At 60.7% G+C, this 19,874-nt stretch carries 11 protein-coding genes; 9 read left to right on the forward strand and 2 right to left on the reverse strand.

Features of this window, described 5'->3' with window-relative positions; all coding sequences use genetic code 11:
* The first annotated feature begins 424 nt into the window (after positions 1–424).
* The 8 genes from LIS66_RS20950 to LIS66_RS20985 all read left to right on the forward strand — a co-directional run bounded on the left by LIS66_RS20950 (position 425) and on the right by LIS66_RS20985 (position 17,814).
* Positions 425–1,948 carry a fumarate hydratase gene (locus LIS66_RS20950; RefSeq protein ID WP_227972972.1) on the forward strand — a complete coding sequence of 508 codons (1,524 nt, stop codon included), beginning with the start codon at positions 425–427 and terminating at the stop codon, positions 1,946–1,948.
* Positions 1,949–2,149: 201 nt separating this feature from the next.
* The gene (locus tag LIS66_RS20955) at positions 2,150–6,664 is read left to right on the forward strand and encodes a SpvB/TcaC N-terminal domain-containing protein (RefSeq protein WP_042607322.1); all 4,515 of its coding nucleotides are present in this window, start codon (positions 2,150–2,152) and stop codon (positions 6,662–6,664) included.
* On the forward strand, positions 6,661–9,372 hold the full coding sequence (locus LIS66_RS20960; RefSeq protein ID WP_227972973.1) for an RHS repeat-associated core domain-containing protein: 2,712 nt from the start codon (positions 6,661–6,663) through the stop codon (positions 9,370–9,372). Before LIS66_RS20955 ends, LIS66_RS20960 begins: the two co-directional genes overlap by 4 nt.
* A gap of 107 nt (positions 9,373–9,479) precedes the next feature.
* A complete protein-coding gene (locus LIS66_RS20965) occupies positions 9,480–12,122 on the forward strand; it encodes an RHS repeat-associated core domain-containing protein (protein WP_322746246.1) in 2,643 nt (880 codons plus the stop codon).
* Positions 12,123–12,198: 76 nt separating this feature from the next.
* Complete coding sequence (locus LIS66_RS20970; protein ID WP_227972975.1) at positions 12,199–13,959, forward strand: sensor histidine kinase; 1,761 nt, start codon at positions 12,199–12,201, stop codon at positions 13,957–13,959.
* Complete coding sequence (locus tag LIS66_RS20975; RefSeq protein WP_042607325.1) at positions 13,959–15,287, forward strand: sigma-54-dependent transcriptional regulator; 1,329 nt, start codon at positions 13,959–13,961, stop codon at positions 15,285–15,287. The genes LIS66_RS20970 and LIS66_RS20975 overlap by 1 nt, the downstream gene beginning before the upstream one ends.
* Before the next feature lie 380 nt (positions 15,288–15,667).
* Positions 15,668–16,987: an MFS transporter gene (locus LIS66_RS20980; RefSeq protein ID WP_042607326.1), complete on the forward strand. Its 1,320-nt coding sequence runs from the start codon at positions 15,668–15,670 to the stop codon at positions 16,985–16,987.
* Positions 16,988–17,184: 197 nt separating this feature from the next.
* On the forward strand, positions 17,185–17,814 hold the full coding sequence (locus LIS66_RS20985) for a flavin reductase family protein (protein WP_227972976.1): 630 nt from the start codon (positions 17,185–17,187) through the stop codon (positions 17,812–17,814).
* Here LIS66_RS20985 and LIS66_RS20990 read toward each other — a convergent pair whose 3' ends face one another.
* Entirely contained in the window at positions 17,815–18,057 is a 243-nt protein-coding gene (locus LIS66_RS20990) for a hypothetical protein (RefSeq protein ID WP_065616695.1), read from the reverse strand.
* Positions 18,058–18,100: 43 nt separating this feature from the next.
* On the reverse strand, positions 18,101–18,454 hold the full coding sequence (locus tag LIS66_RS20995; RefSeq protein WP_039758266.1) for a putative quinol monooxygenase: 354 nt from the start codon (positions 18,452–18,454) through the stop codon (positions 18,101–18,103).
* 396 nt (positions 18,455–18,850) lie between these two features.
* Between LIS66_RS20995 and LIS66_RS21000 the strand changes: the two genes are divergently transcribed.
* On the forward strand, positions 18,851–19,780 hold the full coding sequence (locus LIS66_RS21000; RefSeq protein WP_042607330.1) for an AraC family transcriptional regulator: 930 nt from the start codon (positions 18,851–18,853) through the stop codon (positions 19,778–19,780).
* Positions 19,781–19,874: the final 94 nt, after the last annotated feature.

The following is a 19,874-nucleotide window of genomic DNA, read 5'->3' on the forward strand; positions in this document are numbered from 1 at the left end:
ACTCACCGTGCGATAGGAGGCTGACCGAGTGTCCTACTCTACAGACCGGATGCCACTTTAGAGGCCCGGTCGCTAAATGACCACCGATTTTCGGGCCGGGAAAATGGCGTCAAAAGTGTGGCCCGCCCGGCCCGGAAGGGCAGCTACAAGCCGCAAGCTTCAAGCGGCAAGCTCAAGCTGTCCGCGTCCTGCTTTGACTTGCCGCTCGAAGCTTGCAGCTTGCAGCTACTGCAATGAATGACTGCTGGCGCGTGTACGCCCAACCGAGCCGCGGTATACTGCCGCGCCTTTTTAGCGTCGCGCCACAAAGGGACAGCCGCAAGCCTCAAGCGGCAAGCTCAAGCTGTCCGCGTAATGCTTTAACTTGCCGCTCGAAGCTAGAAGCTTGTAGCTGCCCCACCGTGTTTTTCGAGGAGCGCGACTCATGACCGTGATCAAGCAAGATGACCTGATTCAGAGCGTTGCCGACGCTTTGCAGTTCATTTCCTATTACCACCCCGTGGATTTCATCCAGGCGATGCACGAGGCCTACCTGCGCGAAAAATCGCCGGCGGCCCGTGATTCGATGGCGCAGATCCTGATCAACTCGCGCATGTGCGCCACCGGCCATCGGCCGATTTGCCAGGACACCGGTATCGTCACCGTGTTCGTCCGTGTCGGCATGGACGTGCGTTGGGATGGCGCCACCATGGGCCTGGACGACATGATCAACGAAGGCGTGCGTCGCGCCTACAACCTGCCGGAAAACGTCCTGCGTGCCTCGATCCTCGCCGACCCGGCAGGCGCTCGCAAGAACACCAAGGACAACACCCCGGCCGTGATCCACTACTCCATCGTCCCGGGCAATACCGTGGAAGTGGACGTGGCGGCCAAGGGCGGCGGTTCCGAGAACAAGTCGAAAATGGCCATGCTCAACCCGTCCGATTCGATCGTTGACTGGGTGCTCAAGACTGTTCCGACCATGGGCGCTGGCTGGTGCCCGCCAGGCATGCTCGGCATCGGCATCGGCGGCACCGCGGAGAAAGCCGCGGTGATGGCCAAGGAAGTGTTGATGGAATCCATCGACATTCACGAACTCAAGGCCCGTGGCCCGCAGAACCGCATCGAAGAAATGCGTCTGGAGTTGTTCGAGAAGGTCAACCAGTTGGGCATCGGCGCCCAGGGCCTCGGTGGCCTGACCACCGTGCTCGACGTGAAGATCATGGACTACCCGACCCACGCCGCCTCGCTGCCGGTGTGCATGATCCCCAACTGCGCAGCCACCCGTCACGCGCACTTTGTGCTCGACGGTTCCGGCCCGGCCTCGCTGGAAGCGCCACCGCTGGACGCCTACCCGGAAATCGTCTGGGAAGCCGGCCCGTCGGCCCGCCGTGTCAACCTCGACACTCTGACCCCGGAAGACGTGCAGAGCTGGAAGCCGGGCGAAACCGTGCTGCTCAACGGCAAGATGCTCACCGGCCGCGACGCCGCGCACAAGCGCATGGTCGAGATGCTGAACAAGGGTGAAACCCTGCCGGTGGACCTCAAGGGTCGCTTCATTTACTACGTCGGCCCGGTTGACCCGGTGGGTGACGAAGTGGTTGGCCCGGCTGGCCCGACCACCGCGACGCGGATGGACAAGTTCACCCGGCAGATCCTCGAGCAGACCGGTTTGTTGGGCATGATCGGCAAATCCGAGCGCGGCCCGACTGCGATCGACGCGATCAAGGACAACAAGGCTGTGTACCTGATGGCCGTCGGCGGCGCGGCTTACCTGGTTGCGCAAGCGATCAAGAAGTCCAAAGTGCTGGCGTTTGCCGAACTGGGCATGGAAGCGATCTACGAGTTCGAGGTCAAGGACATGCCGGTCACCGTGGCGGTGGACAGCAAAGGTGAGTCCGTACACATCACTGGCCCGGCGATCTGGCAGCAGAAGATCAGCGAGAGCCTGGCGGTAGAAGTGCAGTAAGCCCTTCACTTCCATGAAACGGCCGATTCATCCGCAGGGATGAATCGGCCGTTTTCATATGTGCGAACCGATCGCGATAAAAAAGCTGCCGGAGCATACAAAATGATCTTGCGCACCTGTCAGATCTGACAGGTTCATTTACCTGCCATTCTTGTTAGCGTCAGTCCAGTCACGCCCACCCCGCGCGCAATGGATTCGACCATGCCTGAACAACAAGAGCTGAGCATCACCACCCCCTCCATCGCCAAAAGCGCATCGATCGCCACCATTGGCAAAAGCTGGGGCGCGGTGGGGCCGACCGGAGCGGCTTCGTTCGAACTGCCGATTCCGACGACGGCCGGGCGCGGCTGGGATGCGCAGTTCTCGTTGAACTACAGCAGCCAAAGCGGCAACGGTCCGTTCGGGCTTTCCTGGCACTTGGCCGGCGCAGGTCAGATCAGCCGTAGAACCAACAAAGGCGTGCCGCGCTACACCGATCACGACGAGATCATCGGTGTCGACGGCGAAGTATGGATGCCGGAGCTGGATGTAAACGGTGAAATCAGATTCCGGGAAGAACACACCTATAACGATGTCGACATCGGCCCGCACAGGGTCGTGCGCTACTGGCCGCAAGTGGAAAGTGATTTCGCCCTGCGTGAGCGCTGGCAAGCGCAAACCCGAGAGGCCGATCCACCGTCATTCTGGCTGATACACGGTGCCGACGGTTCGCTGCACCTCTACGGCAAGACCGAAGCCAGCCGAATTGCCGACCCCGACGCGCCTGGACATATCGCTGCCTGGTTAATAGGCGAAAGCATGAACGCGCGCGGCGAACATATCTGTTTCGACTACAAGGCCGACGATCAGGATCCCGACCCGCTGCATGAATACCGCGCCCAGCGTTATCTGGCCCGCGTGTGCTACGGCAATTTCACGGCCAGCAACAATCTGTACAGCTGGACCACAGAACACCCCGCCGAACTGGACTGGCATTTTCATCTGCTGTTCGATTACGGCGAACGCAGCACGTCACTGAGCGATATCCCAGCGTACGACGGTGACACCCTGAAACCCTGGGCGCTGCGAGCGGACAGCTTTTTGACCCATGGTCAGGGGTTTGAGCTGGGCACGCGCAGACTCTGTCAGCAAGCGTTGCTGTTCCATCACTTCCCCGCACAGTCGACTGACCAACCGAAACTGGCGAGCCGCCTGCTACTGGAATACCGGCAACCGCAGGACGGCGCAAAGTGGACCTATAGCCAGATCAGCGCGGCGCACTATCAGGCATTCGATGCCACAGGCTTCGTCGAAAATACGCCACCGGTCGAGTTCGACTACGCCCCTTTTGACCTCAATAAAACCCCGCTTCGCTTTCTTGAGTTCGATACGCAGCCGGGTATCGAGGACGGCGGTTTTTATCAGTGCGTTGATCTTTTTGGCGAAGGTGTGCCGGGTTTTCTCTGCCGCCATGACCAGAGCTGGTACTACCGCGAACCGCGGCGCGCGACCCAAGGCACTGATGCAATCGACTATGGGCCCTGGGTCGCGCTGGACAGGATTCCGGTGGCTGATCGCAACCGGCCGGTCCAGCAACTGTTGACCGACCTGACGGGTGACGGTCGGCTCGACTGGGTTACTGCCCGACCGGGCATCACTGGGTTTCGCACCCTGACAGAGCAACGCACGTTTGCCGACTTCATTCCGTTTGGCAAATTCCCACCGGAATTTTTCAACACGCTCTCGACACTCGGCGATTTGACTGGAGATGGTTTGAGTAGCCTGGCATTGATCGGGCCGAACTCGGTGCGACTGTATGCCAACGAACGTGAACAGGGCTTTGCTGCTCCCGAGGAGGTCGCTCACAAACCCGACGGCGACCGCTTGCCGTTGTTCAGCAGCTCCCGCACAGAACTGGTGGCGCTGAGCAGTTTTCTGGGCAGCGATATGCCTGAGCTGTGCCGGATTCGCCACGATGAAATCCGTTGCTGGCCGAACCTGGGCCATGGTCGGTTTGGCCGTGGCCGCAAGATCAGCGCATTGCCCTTCAGCTATGAGCAATTCGATTCGTCCCGGGTACGCCTTGCCGACCTCGACGGCTCCGGTGCCCCGTCGCTGATTTATCTGAACTCCGACACCTTCGATATCTACTTGAATCGCGGCGGCAATGGCCTGGAGCAAACACCGATCAGCGTGCCGTGGCCCGACGGCGTGCGCTACGACCGGTTCTGTCAGGTGAATTTCGCCGACCTGCAAGGCCTGGGCTGCGCCAGCCTGATCCTGACGGTAACGCACATGCAGCCGCAGCATTGGCGTTACGACTTCGTTTCGGCCAAGCCGTATCTGCTGACCAGCAGTAACAACAACATGGGCTGCAGCGCCAGCGTGGTCTACCGCAGCTCGGCGCAGGAATGGCTGGATGAGAAACGCCATTTGCCCACCCTCAGACGTTTTCCGGCGTGCCACCTGCCATTCCCGGTGACGGTGGTCAAAAAACAGCAGCAACTGGATGAAATCACCGGCAACTGTCTGACGCAGGTTTTCACCTGGCGGGAAGGTTTCTACGACAGCCGCGAGCGCGAGTTCCGCGGTTTCGGCCTGTTGCAGCAAACCGACAGCGAGAGCGCCGGCGACGATCAGGGCGACGGCTTCAGCGAGCCGATGCGGGTCTTCACCTGGTTTCATACCGGGCAATCGATGAACCGCTCGCGTGACGACTATTTCACTCACGACGCACATGCAGTGCCACTGGGCGATACGCTGTTCAGCCGCTACCACGAGGCGGACGATTGCGAGGAACAGCTGGATGCTCCTGACGCAGACACTTGCTACCAGATTTCCCGGGCACTGGTTGGCGCGGTCACGCGCATCGAGACCTATGCCGATACAGGCGAGGATGTTCCGCGGGTCACCACGCCTTTTACCGTCGAAGAAACCCGTTATCGGGTGCGCGAGGTGGGTAAACAAGGCGCGACCGCCGCCGCCGTCCTGCTGCCGCGGGTGGTGGAAAAAATCAACTACCAGTACGACGGCTTCGTCGACGATCCCATGTGCCGCATGGATCTGGTCCTGCGCTACAACGCTTACGGCCAGGCGACGCACTCAATCACCGTGAGCTACGCCCGGCGGCTCACCGACGACGATACGCCGCCGTTCGACGATCCTGATGAACGGCAGTGGTGGTCAGACGCCCATGACCCGGCGCAACAATCGTTCTACCTGAATGAAAGCCGCTCTGCGTTCATCGATCTGGACAAGGATCCGCAGCATTGGCGGCTCGGTTTGCCCTATCAGCAGCGCGGCAATGCGCTGGTCTTGCCCAAAGGCACACTGCCCACCGGGCTTATGCCTGGGCAGGTCTCTTATGACTGCCTGATGGAACATGAGGATTCGCCGCAATGGAACGCCCAGCGAGTGCTGACCACACAGTCCGTGCAACGTTACGTGAGTACCGACGGCAAACTGCTGGACGACGGCACTGCCAGCTTCGAAGCCTTGTTCGGCCCGTTGGAAGTGGCACAACTGGACAAGACGGCGCTGGACGCTTACAGCGTTCTATCGAATTTCGACGTGCGGACCGAATTGGCAAGAATCGGTTACACACCGATGCCGTTCCTGTTCTGGGTCCACCCCATGGGCAGCACGGAGCAGGATCTCTGGTCGGCGAATTTCGGCTACGCCGAATATGCCGGCCCCGAGCGTTTCTACAAGGTACGGCGTTACCGTGAAACGCTCAGCCATGGCTATACCAGTGCCGAATACGACCCTTACTCGCTGGCCATCATCTGCGTGGAGTTACCGGACGGCTGTCTGACGCGTATCGAGTACGACTATCACGCGCTGCAACCGCTGCAAATCATCGATGCCAACCTGAACATTCATCAGGGTTTTTATGACCCCGCCAGGCAGCCTCTGGCCACCAGTTTTCATGGCACCGAGAACAACAGGGAGGCGGGGTTCAAGCCACTGAGCGAATACAGAATTCCGGATGACCGCAGCCCCGCCGCCGCCATTGCCCACCCATCCGATGCCGTACAAAAAGCCGCGAGTACCCTGCGCAAGGACCTGTTCAGCTGGATGGGTCGGATCGCCAGTGATACCCGCGCCGCCTTGGCCTGGATCGCCCAGGGTTATCTGCTACCCAGCGGCCACATCAGGGCCAGCGCGCGCCGCCGACTTGCCCGGCCTGGTAACGTCCTGACGCCCGATGAGCGAGCCCTGCAAGATGCCATCGCCGCCGTGCATCGCGAACCGGTCCACAGCGTGATCCTCAGTGCCGACCGCTACCCGGACGATCCGCTGGCGCAGATCCAGATCATCAAAGCCTGTGTCGACGGCTTTGGCCGCGCTCTGCAAACCCAGCAGCTGGTCGATCCGGGCGAGGCGTATGCCGTGGACGCTGACGGTTCTCTGATTATCGAAAATGGTCAGATCAAAGTGGTCGATGCCAATCCGCGCTGGCGCATCAGCGAGCGTGTCGAATTCAACAACAAGGGTTTGCCGGTTCGTCAGTACCGCGCGTTTTTCGCCGATACCTATACCTACGTCAACGATCAGTCCCTGCGCACCCTCGGCCATCACGACAAGGTTTTCTATGACGTCATGAGCCGGCAGGTGCGATTGATCAATGCCAAGGGGCACCTGTCCCGAGTGGCCTACCATCCCTGGTTTCAAACCAGCGAAGATTTCAACGACACTGCCGAGGCATCATCTCCAACCCAGGCGCCAGGGTCGTGACCGCCAGCGTGCATCGCCGCACACCCGCGCTGGTCGTGAGCGATGCGCGTGGCTTGGCAGTGCGTCAGGTCGGGTACTTGCGCAGTGTGACGGCCGACACTCCCAAAGCCCTGGTAACCCGGCAGCAGCACGACTGCGCCGGGCGGCTGGTCGAACAATGGGATCCGCGCCTGTCGGCGCCGTGCCTGACCACGGTTTACCGGCTGGACGGATCGGCCGTGAAAACCGACAGCGTCGACGCCGGCTGGCGCCTGACCCTGCCCGGGCTGGCCGGTGAGCCTTTGCGCCGCTGGGACCAGCGCGGCAGCCATTGGCAGACACTCTTCGATGAGCAACTGCGGGTGGTCGCCGTCGGGGAAAATGGCCGGCCCAACGTGGATGTTTTCATCTACGCCGACGCCTCGGCCGAGGCGGGGCTCAACCAGCGCGGCCAGTTGCTGGAACAAAAGGATCGTGCCGGCTCACTGCTTACCGACAGTTTTTCCCTGACCGGCCCGTCTCTGAGGGAAACCCGCACGTTCCACGACGGTGAGCCATTTACCAGCCACCAAGTGTTCAGCCCCCTCGGCGCACTGCTGGAGCAGACCGACGCCGGCGGCCACCGGCGACGCTTATGTTACGGCCTGGCCGGGCAACTCAAGGATGCGCAACTGCTGATCAGCGGCACGTCTGACTGGCAACCGGTGTTGATCGACGCGCAGTACAACGCCAACGACCAGATCATCGAACAACTGGCCGGGAATCGGGTGCACAGCACGTGGACGTATGACCCGGCGGATAATCGTTTGCACACCCAGTCCAGCCACCACGAAGACCGTGGGGTCCTGCAAGACCTCGAGTACTTCTACGACCGCGTCGGCAACATCACCCGCATCGAAGACCACGCTTTTGCACCGCGATATTTCGCCAACCAACGGGTCGACGGCCACCGCGATTTCATCTATGACTCGCTTTATCGGCTGATCAGCGCCACTGGCCACGATGCGGGCCCGCCGCCGGACATCCCCGGTCTGCCGCAACCGGGTGACCCTAACAATCGGCTCAACTACACCCAGACCTATCAATACGATCACGGTGGCAACCTGATCGAACTGTGCCATGTACGGGCGGGCAACCATTACACCCGGCAAATGCGCATCGATCCGAACAGTAATCGCGGGGTACGCTGGAAAACAGACGATCCGGAACCGGAGTTCGACGTTCTGTTCGATCGCCACGGCAACCTGAATGCGATGCACCCCTGCAAACCGCTGACCTGGAATGCCCGCGACGAGCTGCAAAGCGTGACCCTGATCCAGCGCGCGGACGGCCCCGATGATGCCGAGCATTACCGCTACAGCCAGGGCATGCGCGTGTTCAAGCGCCACGAAACCTTGGCGGCCAACACCGCACACTTTCATCAGGTGCGCTACTTGCCGGGGCTGGAAATCCGCACCCGCGACAACGGCGAAGAACTGCACGTCATCACCCTCGGCAACGCCCGTTGCCTGCATTGGGCAGCGAAACAACCCGAGGGCATCGCCACCGATCAACTGCGCTACAGCCTGGAAGATCACCTCGGCTCCTGCGTGATGGAACTCGGTCAGCAGGCGCAACTGATCAGCGCCGAAGGTTACTACCCGTTCGGCGCCACGGCGTGGATGACCGCGCCGTCAGAGATCGAGGCCCCCTACAAGTTCATCCGCTATTCGGGCAAGGAGATGGACGCCAGCGGTTTGTATTACTACGGCGCCCGTTATTACGCGCCATGGTTGCAGCGCTGGGTCAGCGCCGACCCGGCGGGGGATGTGGATGGCCTGAACCTGTATGGATTCGTTGGCAATAATCCGCTGCGGTACTTCGATGCTCAGGGGCAACAGCGAACACCTTCTGAATTACTGACCGTGGCGACAGACTACGAAAACCTGCTTGCTGTTGTTACAGGCAAACTGGACAAATCGATCTATCAACTCAGCCATTTGAACTCCACCAGGGATATCTACCGTTCCAGCGGGAAGCGTGCAGCCCTGACCCTGCTCAACGTTCTGGCCTCTGCCCTCACTGCGGGTACGGCGCTTACTGCAGGGACATTCGTCGGAACATTTGCCACGTTCAACCCGATCACCGGGTTGGGTATCGGCATAGCCACAGCAGCCATCGCCGCAGACGTGACAGGTGCAGGGATAGACAAGCTAGGCGCAGACAATCCTTACGGCTACAAACTGTTGCCCGACAGCGCAGATTACGATGTCGGTCGTCTGGCTGAAGAAGCCAAACCCACGGACGGGAAAAATAAAATCAAATCCTTTCTCTCAAAATATGACCCCCGCACCACCGACGGTAACAAGGAAAGTCTGATAGCAGGAACCATTGGAGTCGCTGATGACATCACAGGAGGCACTCATCTGGAAAAATGGCTGGCCTTTTTCCGTCTCAGTGTCGAAGTGACGGAGGCACTCAATAATTCGCTCGGGCAGCGCGATCTGGACCTGGTAGGACAAAGTATCGAATTGACCGCCGATTACCTCGCTGCCCGGAAGGAGCTGTATGACCAGGCATTGGCAGAGCTTGAAGGTCTCGGTCGAGAGCACATTGCAACGGCCCAAGGCACCCGCTATCGCCTGGGACAGGTCGAGACCGCTGTGCTGGGCAAGTTGAACCGTGTCACCGAGTTGCTGCCGAGAGTGTCGGCACACCAGCAGAAAAAAAGTGCAGCGAATCACTTATGAACGCTCGCGCCTTGACTCGCACACCAGACATAGTCGCTTGGGATGGCAGAGGCCTGGCTGTCAGACAGATCGCCTGTTTGCGCAAACCCGGTGACCCTGCTGTGCAAATGCTTGTCGCTCGCCAGTATTACAATGCGACAGGCGCGGTGGTTGAAAAATGGGATGCGCGTCTTTTTGGCTCAAGCCCCCGTCCCAACCTTGCCCTCGTCTATTCACTGAACGGCGAGCCCTTGAAAACCGACAGCGTCGACGCCGGCTGGCGCCTGACCCTGCCCGGGCTGGCCGGTGAGCCTTTGCGCCGCTGGGATCAGCGCGGCAGCCATTGGCAGACGCTCTTCGATGCGCAACTGCGGGTGGTCGCCGTCGGGGAAAATGGCCGGCCCAACGTGGATGTTTTCATCTACGCCGACGCCTCGGCCGAGGCGGGGCTCAATCAGCGCGGCCAGTTGCTGGAACAAAATGATCGTGCCGGTTCACTGCTTACCGACAGTTTTTCCCTGACCGGCCCGTCTCTGAGGGAAACCCGCACGTTCCACGACGGTGAGCCATTTACCAGCCTCCAAGTGTTCAGCCCCCTCGGCGCACTGCTGGAGCAGACCGACGCCGGCGGCCACCGGCGACGCTCATGTTACGGCCTGGCCGGGCAACTCAAGGACGCGCAACTGCTGATCAGCGGCACGTCTGACTGGCAACCGGTGTTGATCGACGCGCAGTACAACGCCAACGACCAGATCATCGAACAACTGGCCGGGAATCGGGTGCACAGCACGTGGACGTATGACCCGGCGGATAATCGTTTGCACACCCAGTCCAGCCACCACGAAGACCGCGGGGTCGTGCAAGACCTCGAGTACTTCTACGACCGCGTCGGCAACATCACCCGCATCGAAGACCACGCTTTTGCGCCGCGATATTTCGCCAACCAACGGATCGACGGCCACCGTGATTTCATCTATGACTCGCTTTATCGGCTGATCAGCGCCACCGGCCACGATGCGGGCCCGCCGCCGGACATCCCCGGTCTGCCGCAACCGGGTGACCCTAACAATCGGCTCAACTACACCCAGACCTATGAGTACGATCACGGTGGCAACCTGATCGAACTGTGCCATGTACGGGCGGGCAACAATTACACCCGGCAAATGCGCATCGATCCGAACAGTAATCGCGGGGTACGCTGGAAAACAGACGATCCGGAACCGGAGTTCGACGTTCTGTTCGATCGCCACGGCAACCTGAATGCGATGCACCCCTGCAAACCGCTGACCTGGAATGCCCGCGACGAGCTGCAAAGCGTGACCCTGATCCAGCGCGCGGACGGCCCCGATGATGCCGAACATTACCGCTACAGCCAGGGCATGCGCGTGTTCAAACGCCACGAATTCCACAGCTCCACAGCCGCCCACTTTCATCAGGTGCGCTACTTGCCGGGGCTGGAAATCCGCACCCGCGACAACGGCGAAGAGCTGCACGTCATCACCCTCGGCAACGCGCGTTGCCTGCATTGGGTAGCGAAAAAACCCGAAGGCATCGCCACCGATCAACTGCGCTACAGCCTGGAAGATCACCTCGGCTCCTGCGTCATGGAACTCGGTCAGCAGGCGCAACTGATCAGCGCCGAAGGTTACTACCCGTTCGGCGCCACGGCGTGGATGACCGCGCCCTCAGAGATCGAAGCCCCCTACAAGTTCATCCGCTATTCGGGCAAGGAGATGGACGCCAGCGGTTTGTATTACTACGGAGCCCGTTATTACGCGCCATGGTTGCAGCGCTGGGTCAGCGCCGACCCGGCGGGGGATGTGGATGGGCTGAACCTGTATGGGTTCGTGCGCAACAATCCGATGACTTACTTCGACACGACAGGCAACAAAACAGAAGAAGCCCAGCCGTCAAGCACAGGCGCTCTGGCGTTTATTACCGGAAACACTCCCACAGAGCGTATGCAGAAGAAACTGGCCTTCCATAACGAGCTGCTTTCAGCGGTCGATCTGGCTGTCAGGGATGTCACCACACAAATACTCAATCACCGTTCCGAGACCAACAGCAGGGTATCAACCGCGAAACGAACAGGTTTTTTCCTTGCGGAAAAGGGCGCGTCCAACGCGGTTGGCATAGGCATGAGCGCAGCCGGGGTAGCACTGGGAATCCCTGGCGGCCCTCTGGGAATGCTGATTGGCGGAGCTCTTGGTTTCGTCGTCGGAAAAACCGTGAGTAGAACGACGAAAGCGATCGGCAAAAAAACCGGTTTGAACACCTCCATCAGCTTGCAAACGGATCGATTGAAAGGACCCAGGCTGTTAAAGCAAACACAGGGCGAACAAGGGCCCGTGATCAACTTTAAAGCTATCGCCGGTTACAACCCGCTCACACCCGAAGGACGGCAAGAGATCCAACAAGGCGGCATCGCGGCTGGCAAGGAACTGGCCTTGGCAGCCGCTGGCAAGATCCCCTACGTCGGGCCGGCCATCAAGGTGATTCCGGACACCCTCGATCTCTTGAATGAAATAGTAACCAGCGCAAATGATCTTACCGAGGATGAGGTGACTGCACTGGATGCCGACATTACCGACACGATCAATATGCTGCAGTATCGCTCGAAACATTTAATCGAAACGGTCAAGACCCTAAGTCGTACGGACCCCTCCAAGCGCATTGAACGCATTGAACGCGATACAGGACAGCGAATAAGAAGGCTTCGAAACCTGAGGACCGTGCTTCATTCCAATTCGTCGACTTTTACTGCCGTATGAAAAGGTGACGCCGCCGCTCCTGGCCTGAACAGTGCTCATGGTAAGGTGCCTGCCCGTCCTTATTCCTGCGCCCAGCATGCTGCCGACTTCCCGTACCCTGCGTCTGTCGTTGTATTCCCTGCTGATCATCGCCGGCACTGTCGTGGCCGCGACGCTCGCCATGCGCCACGCCGAGCGTCAGGCACAGGAAGAAGACGCCACCCGCGCGAACCAGCAACTGGGGCTCTACGCCAACTCATTGCACACCCTGATCGACCGCTACCGCGCGCTGCCCGCCGTGCTGGCGCTGGATCCGCAATTGCGTTCGGCACTGGCCGGCCCTGTCGATGCGACGCAGCAGACCGCACTGAATCTGAAGCTGGAAAAGATCAACGGCGCGGCGCAGTCCTCGACCCTTGAACTGCTCGACCGCACCGGCCTGGCCGTGGCCGCCAGTAACTGGCGCTTGCCGAGCAGTTACGTCGGTCACAATTACGGCTTCCGCCCCTACTTCAGCCAGACCCGCACCCAAGGCACCGGGCGTTTCTATGCGGTGGGTGTGACCAGCGGCATTCCCGGTTATTTCCTCTCCAGCGCAGTGCTCGGGGACAACGGCGAGTTCCTTGGCGCGATGGTGGTCAAGCTGGAATTTCCCGAGCTGGAGCGCGAATGGAGCCAGGGCAGCGACACGCTGCTGGTCAGTGATGCGCGCGGGATCATCTTCATCGCCAACCAGCCGGGCTGGCGTTATCGCGCCTTGCGGCCGTTGAGCGCCAGCGATCTGGCCGAGATCAAAACCACCCGCCAGTACGACAAGCAATCGCTGGTCCCTTTGACCCATTTGCCGCTACGGCGCTTCGATGACAACAGCGATCTGCGCCGGGTCGAAGGCCCGCAGGGCACGGCGGATTATCTGTGGGAATCGCTGCCGCTGACGACCGAAGGCTGGACCCTGCACCTGCTGCGCCGCCCGCAAGTGGCCTTCGAGGATTTGCGCAACGCCGCGCTGGCCGCCGCTGGGGTGTGGCTGGCGCTGGTGTTTCTGTTGCTGTTTCTCAACCAGCGCTGGCGGCTGGCCAAGGTCCGCCAGCGCAATCGCGAAGAACTCGAGCGTCTGGTCGAGGAGCGCACCCGCGACTTGCGCACTGCTCAGGAAGGTCTGGTGCAGTCGGCCAAGCTCGCCGCGCTGGGGCAGATGTCCGCCGCGCTGGCCCATGAAATCAATCAACCGCTGACCGCTCAGCGCATGCAACTGGCGACCCTGCGCCTGCTGCTCGAACATGGCCGCGTGGATGACGCGTACAAGGCGCTGAAACCGGTGGATGACATGCTTACGCGCATGGCCGCCCTCACCGGCCACCTCAAGACTTTCGCCCGCAAAAGTCCGAGCGGTTTGCGTGAACGTCTGGATCTGGCGACCGTGGTCGATCAATCGCTGCAATTGCTCGATGCGCGGCTGCGCGACGAGCAGGTCAGCCTGGTGCTGCATCTGACACGCCCGGCATGGGTACGCGGTGATGCGATTCGTCTCGAACAGGTGCTGATCAACCTGTTGCGCAATGCGCTGGACGCCATGCAAGGCAAAGCCTGCAAGCGGCTGCAAATCCGTCTGGAGGCCGACGAGCAATTGTGGCGGCTGAGCGTCAGCGACAATGGTGGCGGCATTGCCGAGGAGCATCTGGGCCAGGTGTTCGATCCGTTCTTCACCACCAAACCGGTGGGTGACGGCCTGGGCCTGGGGCTGGCAGTATCCTTCGCCATCGTGCATGAATCCGGCGGCCGTCTGAGCGCCGAGAATGCCGACAACGGCGCGGTGTTCAGTCTTACTTTGCCAATCGATCTGGAGGCACACATCTGATGCTCAATTCGGTGATGGTGGTCGACGACGAAAGCAGCATTCGCGACGCCGTCGAACAATGGCTGAGCCTGTCGGGCTTCGAAGTGCAGCTGTTCAGCCGCGCCGAAGAATGCCTCGCCGCGCTGCCGGAGCATTTTCCCGGGGTGATCCTCAGCGATGTGCGCATGCCCGGCGTGGACGGTTTGCAATTGCTCGCCGAGGTGCAGAAGCGCGACGCGGATCTGCCGGTGATTCTGCTCACCGGCCACGGCGACGTGCCGATGGCAGTTGAAGCCATGCGCGACGGTGCCTACGACTTCCTGGAAAAACCGTTCAGCCCGGAAACCCTGCTCGGCAGTCTGCGCCGGGCGCTGGACAAACGCCGCCTGGTCCTGGAAAACCGCGCCCTGCACGAACTGGCCGACAACCGCGCGAAGCTGGATGCGACGTTGCTGGGCGTGTCCCGGGGTTTGCAGACGTTGCGTCGGCAGGTGCTGGATCTGGCGGCGCTGCCGGTCAACGTGCTGATCCGTGGCGAAACCGGCAGCGGCAAGGAACTGGTCGCGCGCTGCCTGCATGATTTCGGCCCGCGCGCCGACAAACCGTTCGTGGCGCTGAACTGCGCGGCGATCCCGGAACAACTGTTCGAGGCCGAACTGTTCGGCCATGAGAGCGGCGCGTTCACCGGCGCCTCGGGCAAGCGCATCGGCAAACTGGAGTACGCCGATGGCGGCACGCTGTTTCTCGACGAGATCGAAAGCATGCCGCTGGCCCAACAGGTGAAATTGCTGCGGGTGTTGCAGGAGCAAAAGCTTGAACGGCTGGGCTCAAATCAGAGCATTCGCGTCGATTTGCGCATCGTTGCGGCGACCAAACCGGACCTGCTTGATGAGGCCCGCGCCGGACGTTTCCGCGAAGACCTGGCTTATCGCCTGAACGTCGCCGAACTGCGCTTGCCGCCGCTGCGCGATCGCCGCGAAGATATTCCGTTGCTGTTCGAAACATTTGCCCAGAACGCCGCCCAGCGTCTGGGCCGGACCTTCCCACCGTTGACCGGCGCCCAGCTGAGTCACCTGCTCAGCCACGACTGGCCGGGCAACGTCCGCGAACTGGCCAACGTTGCCGAGCGTCAGGTGTTGGGGCTGGATGAACCGGTCGCCGGAATCGATCCGGGGCAATCGCTGGCGGCGCAGCAGGAAGCCTTCGAAGCGCAATGCCTGCGCGCGGCGCTGACCCGGCACAAAGGCGATGTGAAAGCCGTGCTCGAAGAACTGCAACTGCCGCGCCGCACGTTCAATGAAAAGATGCAGCGCCATGGGTTGAGTCGGGAGATGTTTTTGGCCGAGTGAGGCAGAGATTTGTGGTGTAGCTGAAATCCATCCCCCTCACCCCAGCCCTCTCCCCCAGAGGGGCGAGGGGGAAAGGGAGCCGATCTTCATGCTTTCCCGAATCTGTATTCGACTCGATATTGCAGGTCGATGTAACCCACGAGAACACCTCGGTCAGTCCCCTCTCCCTCTGGGAGAGGGCTAGGGTGAGGGGCTTTGATCTTCACGCCGATAAGCGGAAATCCGCTCACACAAACCAATCAGTCGGCACAAATCCGCTCACCCATTCCCTCTACCCCCCTCTAAACCGGCCCCCCGCCCCTTGGCACACCTCCTGCTATAGCCCCAACAGGCTGCGTTCCGACGCGCTCCACAAAAACAATTAAACGAAGGATCCTTCAATGGATAACTCCAACGCCCTGCCCCTTGGGTCGGCTGCCGTGCCGGCCAAACCGAGAACCACCGCCAGCCGGATCAAATCGATCTTCAGCGGCTCTGTCGGCAACATGGTCGAGTGGTACGACTGGTACGTGTATGCCGCCTTCTCCCTGTACTTCGCCAAGACCTTCTTCCCCGCCGGTTCCACCACCGCGCAACTGATGAACACCGCAGCGATCTTCGCCGTCGGCTTCCTGATGCGCCCGATCGGTGGCTGGCTGATGGGCATGTACGCCGACAAGGTCGGACGCAAGAAAGCGCTGATGGCCTCGGTGTACCTGATGTGCTTCGGCTCGCTGCTGATTGCCCTGAGCCCGAACTATGAAACCATCGGCATCGGCGCGCCGATCCTGCTGGTGTTCGCCCGCCTGCTGCAGGGCCTGTCGGTCGGTGGCGAGTACGGCACGTCGGCGACGTATCTGTCCGAGATGGCGACCAAGGAACGTCGCGGCTTCTTCTCCAGCTTCCAGTACGTAACGCTGATCTCCGGCCAGCTCATCGCCCTCGGCGTGCTGATCGTGCTGCAAAACATGCTGACCACCGAACAGCTGTACGCGTGGGGCTGGCGCATCCCGTTCGCCATCGGCGCGCTGTGTGCGGTCGTGGCGCTGTACCTGCGTCGCGGCATGGAAGAAACCGAGTCGTTCACCAAAAAGGAAAAATCCAGGGAAAGCGCCATGCGCACCTTGATGCGCCACCCCAAAGAGCTGTTGACCGTGGTCGGCCTGACCATGGGCGGCACCCTGGCGTTCTACACCTACACCACCTACATGCAGAAATACCTGGTGAACACGGTCGGCATGAGCATCTCCGACTCGACCACCATTTCCGCCGCCACGCTGTTCCTGTTCATGTGCCTGCAACCGATCATCGGTGGCCTGTCGGACAAGATCGGCCGGCGCCCGATCCTGATCGCCTTCGGCGTGCTCGGTACGATCTTCACCGTGCCGATCCTGATGACCCTGCACACCATCCAGACCTGGTGGGGCGCGTTCTTCCTGATCATGGCGGCGCTGATCATCGTCAGCGGCTACACCTCGATCAACGCGGTGGTCAAAGCCGAATTGTTCCCCACTGAAATCCGCGCCCTGGGCGTCGGCCTGCCGTATGCACTGACCGTATCGATCTTCGGCGGCACCGCTGAATACATCGCGCTGTGGTTCAAGAGCATCGGCATGGAAACCGGTTACTACTGGTACGTCACCGCATGCATTGCCGTGTCGCTGCTGGTGTACATCACCATGAAAGACACCCAGAAGCATTCGCGGATCGTGACTGACTGACCGTGCTTTTGATCAACACAAATCCACTGTAGGAGTGAGCCTGCTCGCGATAGCGGTGTATCAGTCGCCATCACTGATATCTGACACACCGCCATCGCGAGCAGGCTCACTCCTACAAGGTTTGTGTCCGGGTGGAAATATGCGCTGGGTCCTTGCACTATGGCTGCATCCGAATGCAGCTCAGGAATCCGCTCCCCATGCCCGATGACATCCACTTCTACGAACCTGCCAATGGCCACGGCCTGCCTCACGATCCGTTCAACGCCATCGTCGGCCCGCGCCCCATCGGCTGGATCTCTTCGCAGGATGCCGAAGGCCGGCTCAATCTGGCGCCGTACAGTTTCTTCAACGCCTTCAACTACATTCCGCCGATCATTGGTTTTTCCAGCATCGGGCGCAAAGACAGTCTGAACAACATCGAGCAGACCGGTGAGTTCGTCTGGAACCTCGCCACCCGCCCGTTGGCCGAGCAGATGAACCAGAGCTGCGCGATGGTCGCGCCGGAGGTCAACGAGTTTGAACTGGCGGGGCTGACGACCGTGGCGTCGAAGGTGATTTCCGTCCCACGGGTCGCTGAAAGCCCGGTGTCCTTTGAGTGCAAGGTCACGCAGATCATTCAGCTGCAACGCGCCGATGGCGCAACCGTGCCGAGCTGGCTGATTCTCGGCGAAGTGGTCGCCGTGCACATTGCCAAATGGCTGCTGAAAGATGGCGTCTACGACACCGCCGCCGCACAACCGATTCTGCGTGGCGGCGGGCCGGCGGATTATTTCCAGCTGGGGCCTGAAGCATTGTTCAAGATGTGGCGCCCGGGGGCGCAGAAATAACTACCAGATCAGCTCGGCGTCATCAGTGACGCCCTGGAGTTTATCCAGCTCGTTGATCGCCGCTTCATCGGCTGCGATGGCGCCGGGAAACACCTGATCGTTCAGCAATTTGTGAAAGCGCGGTGCGCCGCCATCGATCAGGGCCTTGACCGCGATGGCCGCGTAATAACCCTTGTTGCCGCCCAGCTCGACGGGGACGACTGCGGAGACTGCTTCGAAGCGTTCAAACTCTTTACGTGCCATGTCGCGGATCCTGGCTCAATCAATTAAGCCGGACATTAAACCCTCAACCGGCGAGTTTGTGTATCGGCGCCGAACATTGACCGAGGGCCTGCGCGGCGGAAACGTCCCTGAAGGTGTGGAAGTCGAGGCTGTTGACCACCAGGTCCTGGACCAGCTCGGCGAAGACTTCCATCGACGGACTGTTGAAGTAAGCAGTCATCATCTGCTGGCTGCTCCAGTAGCCGCTGACCAGCCACAGGTCGGCGTCGCACTGCGATTGTTGCAACGAGAAACTCAGGCAACCGGGCGCAGCGCGCGAGACCTCGATCAAAGCGCTCAGGCGCACACCGAGTTCCGCCGAGCGCCCGGCCTGGGCACGAACGAAGGCCATATGACTGACAGGCATCTGCTTGGACATGATCAACCCTCCATGAAATCGCGTGGCAGCCGGGGGACGGGCTGCGACTGAAGCAAAGATTAAGGGTGGGGCCGGCAGCGCCGTTAGTCGATTCCTGCCTTCGCGTTGCACAATCCTGCGAGACTGTGCAGACGACCTGTAACAACCTGTAAACCTGCGCAACACGTGGGTCATACGCGTTTTGTGTAGGAGCTGCCGAAGGCTGCGATCTTTTGATTTTGCCTTGAAGATCAACGGATCGCAGCCTTCGGCAGCTCCTACAGGGTTGTATGGCGGGAGTCATGTGCGCACCTCAGGGCAGAATCAGGCAAGCATTTGGCAGAATGTGTCTACCGCCGCTGCTTGCACAAACATATGCTCTGTTGCATTCCCCCTCACTTGCCGAGGATGCCGTGCATGACGTCATTCGATCGTTTTCAAGCCGAACCCAGCGCCGACATGGAAAAACAGCGCGCGGAGCTGGCGGCGATCATCCGCCGCAACACCAGCGATGATGGCAGCTACCAGACCGCCATTGGCTCGCTGGTCATGTCGCGCCACACCAAGTCCCATGATTTCGCCCCGGTGCTCGCGCAGCCGGCGCTGTGCATCATGGCGCAGGGGCGTAAAGAGGTCCGACTGGCTGACGAGTTCTTCAATTACGACCCGCTGAATTATCTGGTGGTGTCGGTTTCGATGCCGCTCAGCGGGCGGGTGGTCAACGTCTCCCCCGAAGAACCGATCCTCGCCGTGCGCCTCGACATCGACCCGACGGAAATCACCGCGCTGATCGCCGACGCCGGCCCGATGGGCGTGCCGACGCGCCCGACCGGCCGTGGTCTGTACGTGGAAAAAATCGACAGCGCCATGCTCGACGCGGTGTTGCGTCTGGCGCGATTGCTCGACGCGCCGAAAGACATCGCCATGCTCGCGCCACTGATTCGCCGGGAGATTCTCTATCGCCTGCTGCGCAGCCCGCAGGGTCATCGCTTGTATGAGATTGCGATTGCCAACAGCCAGAGCCATCGCATCAGCCAGGCGATCAAATGGCTCAACGGCAATTTCGAGCAGCCGTTGCGCATCGATGATCTGGCGCGGGAAGTGAACCTCAGCGTGTCGACGCTGCATCACCGCTTCAAGGCGATGACGGCGATGAGTCCGTTGCAGTATCAGAAGCAGCTGCGCCTGCAAGAGGCGCGGCGACTGATGTTGACCGAAGGACTGGAAGCGTCAGCGGCGGGGTATCGCGTGGGCTATGAAAGCCCGTCGCAATTCAGCCGCGAGTACAGCCGGCTGTTTGGCGCACCGCCGTTGCGGGATCTGGCGCGGCTGCGGCTGTCGGTCTGACCGTTAAAAGCCCCTCACCCTAGCCCTCTCCCAGAGGGAGAGGGGACAGATTGGGGAATATTGAAGAGGTTCACCGACTTGAACGATTACCTTT

This window comes from Pseudomonas sp. HN2 (assembly GCF_020736465.1).
GTDB lineage: Bacteria > Pseudomonadota > Gammaproteobacteria > Pseudomonadales > Pseudomonadaceae > Aquipseudomonas > Aquipseudomonas moraviensis_A.